This is a genomic window from Alkalibacterium sp. m-11 (assembly GCF_054658155.1).
The window spans coordinates 1-6521 of record NZ_BAAGIR010000110.1; the positions used below are offsets into that span (position 1 = coordinate 1).

The following is a 6521-nucleotide window of genomic DNA, read 5'->3' on the forward strand; positions in this document are numbered from 1 at the left end:
AGGGACTGCCTTTTGAGCCTACCCCTATCCGATTCCTCTGTCTGTATGAAGTCTGTGCAGATAAGAATGGAGTTCGTAGGAAGCCCCCACTTCAAAATCCAAAGGATTTAAGTGGTGGGTAGTTCACATCCCAGGGCATTTATGAATCATCCTTTCATCTTTGTTAGTTTCGTTATATCATGATAAAGGAAAAAGGTCTATCGAAAGCATTTGAAAAGAGGCATGAAATGTTAAAGAAAATAGATAAAGCACAGGTATTTCTTGAAGATCATCTTCACTTGTTTCAATGTCCGGTATGCAGCCAGGCATTCGAATCCGTAAATAATCATCAGGTGATCTGTCGGGATGGTCATCAGTTTGATCTCTCAAAAAAAGGGACGTTATTTTTATTGCAGAAAAGCATGAAGTCCGAGTATACAAGAGACATGCTTCTGTCAAGACAACGACTAGCTGAAAGCGGACTTTGGGCGCCGTTGCTGGATAAGATTCAGTCACTGTTCAAGCATTCTGAAGGCGTTCTTTTAGATATCGGATGCGGTGAAGGCTCTCACAGTGCCTATTTGAAGAAAAATGGGTATAAGGGGCCAATTATAAGCTTCGATATCTCAAAGGAAGGCATCAATCTGGCGGCTGCCAGCCATGAAGATATTTTCTTTCTAACTGCTGATCTGGCTCGTTCTCCCTTTGCTTCTCGCCAGTATGATACGCTTTTAAATATATTGTCACCATCCAATTACAGTGAATTTGACAGACTGATGAGACAAGGGGGACAGGTCATCAAAGTCGTCCCGAATCCAGGGTACCTAAAAGAATTGCGGGAATTACAGGAAGAATCGAAACGGACTTACTCCAATGTTCAAGTTGTTGAGAAATTCGAAGAACATTATACTCATGTCCGAAAAGAATCTGTTGTCTACACCTTTCAGCTGCCTGAAGAACTAGTGGAAGACTTTATAACCATGACCCCACTTGGTTGGCATATTAAAGCAGACTTTGATAGTATACGAACAAAGTTGAAAGAAATTACAGTGGATTTACTTATCCTGATAGGCGAATCGGAGGATTCAGCATAAAATTGACAATTATACATTAGAATTGTCACGATTTAGAAGGATTTATTTGGTGCATAGCCTTGTGTTTTTATACAGGAGATGCTAATATGTACTTCATAAGCTAATTTGGTTCATTGGTTTTTATCAGTCAACCCATCAGAAGCTGATAAAAAAACGTGAATTTTCAAAGGCTTCATCAACGTATCGTTTCGCAGTGCTTGACACCGAGGCGATACGTTTTTTTTGCGCTGAAAAATGCTCAACTCGGTAAAACTCATTTAAAACATTACTATGTGTGAAGGTCATGGTGTATAATACATAGAGACGTTATAGGAGGAGTTAATTATGAATATTGTAGTGCTAGCCGGCGGTTACAGCCATGAAAGAGAAGTATCATTAAGTTCTGGAAGTCTGATTGCCAATGCTCTCATGGAAAACGGACATCAAGTCATTATGCTGGATCTGTATTTCGGAACCAGTGAAGCAGTGACTTTCGAAGAGGCCTACCAAAAATTAAAGAAAGATAAATATGAGTACAAAGTCAGAAAGCAGATACCGGACCTTGATGCGCTGAAAGCTCAAAAGGAAAAGCCGAATGAAATGATCGGAGAAAACATCATTCCAATTTGTCAGTCTGCGGATCTCGTCTTCCTTTCTCTTCACGGGGAACTAGGGGAAAACGGTCAGCTTCAGGCAGTGTTTGACTTATACGACATTACTTACACAGGAACTGGGTATTTAGGCAGTGCTATTGCCATGAATAAGATCCTTTCTAAAGAAATCATGTCAGCACAAGGTATTCTGACGCCTGAATGGGAAGTGCTGGAACAGTCAGACGAACCGACCAGCGCTGTACCTTGCGTAGTTAAACCGAACGCCAGCGGATCAAGTATCGGTGTGTATATCGTGGACAACCAGGAGGACTTGAAGCAGGCAGTCAAAGAAGCCAAGAAGTACTCTCCGTCAGTTCTGATCGAAGAGAAAATAAGCGGTCGTGAATTTTCTGTTGGGGTTCTTGAAGGAAAGGCCCTGCCTGTTATTGAGATCATCCCTAAAACAGGGTTCTATGATTATGAAAACAAGTATCAGGAAGGCGCAACCATTGAAATCTGCCCAGCCGAAGTGGATCCTGCAATTGCTGAGAAAATGCAGGAGACAGCTCTTAAAGTCTTCAAAGCACTTCGTCTGGAATACTATTCGCGCATTGATTTCATGGTGTCTGAAGATGGCGGAGTCTACTGTATAGAAGCCAACACACTGCCAGGCATGACGCCAACCAGCTTGTTCCCTCAGGAGGCTGCTGCTTCCGGAATGAGCTACAATGAACTCTGTAATAAATTGGCAGAAATTGCCGCATCAAAATAAAGGCAGTCATTAGTACTGGAACGTAAGGATAAAGAGAGGAGGGAGCACGTATGAATCAGCTGCTTAAAGAAAAGATCATTGATAAGGCGGAAGAGCTGGGTATCAACAAGATTGGATTCACGCACGCCGACCCTTTCTATGATCTGGAAGAAAAGCTTCATGCCCAGCAGGAAAAAGGCCATCATTCCGGATTTGAGCACCGGATAATTGAAGAACGCATCTATCCGGAAAAGATTTTTGACCAGCCCAAGTCGATCATTGCGATTGCTCTGGCTTATCCCTCCAAAATGAGAGAAAAGGCGCCACGCGTCAAAGGAGAACGTCGCGGAGAATTTGCTCGTGCGTCGTGGGGAAAAGACTATCATTTGATTTTGAGGGAAAAAATGGATCAGTTGATCGAGTACATCCGTCAAGAAGCAGAAGGGGACGTCACATTCAAGCCAATGGTCGATACAGGTGAACTGGTCGATGTAGCAGTGGCTCAGCGTGCCGGTCTTGGATTCATTGGTCGAAACGGCTTGCTTATCACCAAGGAATACGGCTCCTATGTCTATCTTGGTGAAATCATTACGAATATCGCCTTTGAACCGGATAGTGAAGTTGATTTCGGATGTGGTGACTGTACTCGCTGTGTGGATGCGTGTCCGACAGATGCTTTACTTGGTGACGGCCGAATGAATGCTCAGCGCTGTTTGTCCTACCAGACTCAGACCAAAGGGTATATGCCCAAAGAATACCGGCGTAAAATGGGGCATGTCATTTATGGCTGCGACATCTGTCAGATTGTCTGCCCATATAATAAAGGGATGGATTCTCATTTTCATGAAGATATGGAGCCTGAACCGTTCAACACGACGCCGGAACTTAAACCTCTCCTGACTATTTCAAATAAAGAATTCAAGCAGACTTTCGGAGAAATGGCTGGATCCTGGCGAGGGAAGAAACCGCTCCAGAGAAATGCGATTATCGCTCTAGCCAACTACAGAGACTTCACGGCTGTTCCGGATCTTTTGAATGTAATCGATAATGATCCGAGACCGATGATCCGTGGAACAGCGGCTTGGGCAGTAGCCACTATCATCAGCAAGCGGCCGAATGAAGATGTCCTGGCTTTTCTCGAAGAAGCTGTACTCAAAGAAACCGATGAGGAAACCATTACCGAGTTCAACGAAGCAATCGCGGGTCTGAGAGAAAGATTAGATGCAATCGAAAGCAAGAGGAGAGACAAGCATTGACAAACCATATCGCATTATTTGAACCACAGATCCCGGCAAATACTGGAAACATTGCCCGTACATGTGCCGGTACCAATACTGTTCTGCACCTGATCGAACCGCTCGGCTTTAAAACGGATGACAAGTATCTGAAACGAGCAGGTCTCGACTACTGGCACGCTGTAGATATACATTACCATAAAGACCTGGATGCCTTTATGACTGCAGTAGGTGACCAGCCTCTCTATCTGATATCAAAATTCGCTGAAAAAGTGTATTCAGACGTCGATTTTACTGATACAGATAAAGATCACTACTTTCTATTTGGAAAGGAAACAACAGGCCTTCCTGAGATCTTCATGAGGAAGCATGCGGAGAAGTGTCTCCGCATCCCTATGAATGACACACATGTCCGTTCACTAAATCTGTCAAATACGGCCAATATACTTATTTATGAGGCCTTGAGACAGCAGGACTTTCCTCAACTGGAGAAAATGCACACTTACGAAAACGATAAACTGAAATAAAAGAGAGCCAGCTAGTCGACTGTTTAAAGCTGAACACTGTTTTTTATAAAGAAAAGGCTGATCTGCGTAGTTGTGCAGATCAGCCTTTTTACTGTTGTGAAGAGGGTTTGGGTCGTTGAATATTTAGCTGCAACTCAATTAATTGCGAATGCACCATAAGTTGCAGATATGAGCAGTTCATCAAATAATAATGGGGGTGAACGTCTCAAAAACCAGTGATATGGGTCATTCGCCACTCTATTAAAAGCACGAATGGCTCATAACACGTTGATATGACCCATTCGCGATTCCAGTCAGACGTAACAAAACCGGCATCGAAGGTCCGCAGATCCTCGACGCCGGTTTTATCTCTATTTTAAGCTTTAATTCTTACATTTCGTCAGGCGTTTCGACACCAAGAATTCTTAAGTCTTCTTTCAGAATTTCGGTGATGGCGAAAACCAGGGCCAGTCGAGCGTCTTTCTCAGGATCTTCATCCAGGACGCGGACATTAGCATAGAATTTATTAAAGGCCTGAGCCAGATTGATGGCGTGCTTCGCAATAATTGACGGTTCGTAGTTTTCATATGCACGTCTGACTGTATCAGGGTAATCGTGGAGCAGCTTGATCACTTCCCAGCTGTAGTCGTCGCTCAGGGCGAAAGCATCAGAAGGAGACAGGGATTCCACGCCGGCCTTTCTCAATATACTCATTGCACGAGCTCTTGTATATTGAACGTAAGGACCGGTTTCTCCTTCAAACTGGACCACTTCTTCGATTGTAAAGTCGAAGTTGTTCAGGCGATCATTTTTCAAGTCGTGGAAGACAACTGCCCCTACACCCACTTGTTCTGCAACTCTTTCTTTGTCAGGAAGGTTAGGGTTCTTGTCTTCAATCTGTTGGAGTGCCTGCGCCGTTGCTTCATTAAGTACTTCTTCAAGCAGGACGACTTTCCCTTTACGTGTAGACAGCTTCTTGCCGTCTTTTGTAATCAGACCAAATGGGATATGATGGATTGAATCCGCCCAGTCAAATTCCAGTTCCTTAAGGACAGCCTTAAGCTGTTTAAAGTGATTGGACTGTTCCTGACCGACGACGTATAGAGACTGTGAAAAGTCATAAATATCTTTACGATAAAGAGCAGCTGCCAAATCACGTGTCATATAAAGCGTGGCACCATCAGATTTCTTAATAAGCGCTGGATTCAGGTCGTATTTGTCCAAGTTGACGATGTGTGCGCCCTGATCAACAGTAAGGAGCTTATGCTCATCAAGCAGGGTAACGACATCACTCATCTTGTCATTATAAAACGCTTCTCCGTTATACGAATCAAACGAGATGTTTAAACGCTTGTAGACTTTCTCGAATTCTTTTAAGGACTCATCTCTGAACCATTTCCATAATTCAACGGCTTCTTCATTTCCGGATTCTAGCTCTCTGAACCAGGCACGGCCTTCATCTTCAAGAGAAGGATCGTTTTCAGCTTCATCGTGAAATTTGACATATAGTCTTAAAAGTTCTTTAATAGGTTCAGAACGAACATCTTCTTCATTTCCCCATTTTTTATAAGCTGTGATCAGTTTACCAAATTGCGTGCCCCAGTCACCCAGGTGATTGATGCGGATAGGGGAGAAGCCAACTTTTGCCAGTATATTTGACAAGGCATTTCCGATAACTGTTGAACGCAGATGCCCCATGGACATCGGCTTGGCTATATTTGGAGAAGACATGTCTATAGGCACATTCCCGCCATTTCCAATAGACAGTTCACCGTAATGTCCTTTTTCTTTGATTACGTCATTGATGACAGCCTGGGATACTGATTTCTTATTTAAATAGAAATTAATATAGGGGCCGATAACTTGTATGCTGGAGATGATAGGTGAGGTAATGCTGTCTCCAAGTTCCTGTGCGATCTGAGCAGGATTTTTTCTAAACAGCTTAGCCAGTTGAAAGGCAGGAAAGGCGATATCTCCGTGTTCTGCATGTTTAGGCTTTTCTAATAAGTTATTGATTTCGTTCAGATCCAAATGATCTTTTAATTCGTTGTGGATTGCTTCCGCAACCAGTTGTCTGTAGTCCAAGGTGTAGACCTCCTAATAATAGTGAGCAGAAGTGAATAAAGCTCCAGTATTCAAAGCATAAAAAAAGGGCTGAGATTTGAACAATCAAACATCATAGCCGATTCTTTAGTCTAAATGATTAGCACTTGTATTATAGCAAAGCTCGCCAGTTGTAGCAATACTAACTAAATATGAGTATGTGTCAAGACTTTGGCGGAAACTTTTTTTCTAGAGATGGTAACTCTTCAATTTTAATATTAAAATGGCTCATTCTGTGTGTTTCATTACCCAAACATTTTCTTCAGTTGTCCCATTGGACT

5 protein-coding genes are annotated in these 6521 nt (G+C 42.9%); 4 read left to right on the forward strand and 1 reads right to left on the reverse strand.

The genetic code is table 11. The annotated features are described in order from the left end of the window. Positions 1–227 precede the first annotated feature (227 nt). From ACYQ2O_RS09680 to trmL, 4 genes are all read left to right on the forward strand, one after another. Positions 228–1073, forward strand: coding sequence for a putative RNA methyltransferase (locus tag ACYQ2O_RS09680; RefSeq protein ID WP_459770433.1), 846 nt, complete (start codon positions 228–230; stop codon positions 1071–1073). Positions 1074–1397: 324 nt separating this feature from the next. Continuing rightward, complete coding sequence (locus tag ACYQ2O_RS09685; protein ID WP_346024563.1) at positions 1398–2417, forward strand: D-alanine--D-alanine ligase family protein; 1020 nt, start codon at positions 1398–1400, stop codon at positions 2415–2417. 50 nt (positions 2418–2467) lie between these two features. Beyond that, a complete protein-coding gene (gene queG / locus ACYQ2O_RS09690) occupies positions 2468–3652 on the forward strand; it encodes a tRNA epoxyqueuosine(34) reductase QueG (protein WP_459796503.1) in 1185 nt (394 codons plus the stop codon). Continuing rightward, on the forward strand, positions 3649–4158 hold the full coding sequence (gene trmL / locus ACYQ2O_RS09695) for a tRNA (uridine(34)/cytosine(34)/5-carboxymethylaminomethyluridine(34)-2'-O)-methyltransferase TrmL (RefSeq protein WP_346024561.1): 510 nt from the start codon (positions 3649–3651) through the stop codon (positions 4156–4158). Before queG ends, trmL begins: the two co-directional genes overlap by 4 nt. A 369-nt stretch (positions 4159–4527) precedes the next feature. On the opposite strand, the gene argS is transcribed toward trmL, so the two are convergent. Next, entirely contained in the window at positions 4528–6222 is a 1695-nt protein-coding gene (argS, locus tag ACYQ2O_RS09700; RefSeq protein WP_459796505.1) for an arginine--tRNA ligase, read from the reverse strand. Between the last annotated feature and the right edge of the window lie 299 nt (positions 6223–6521).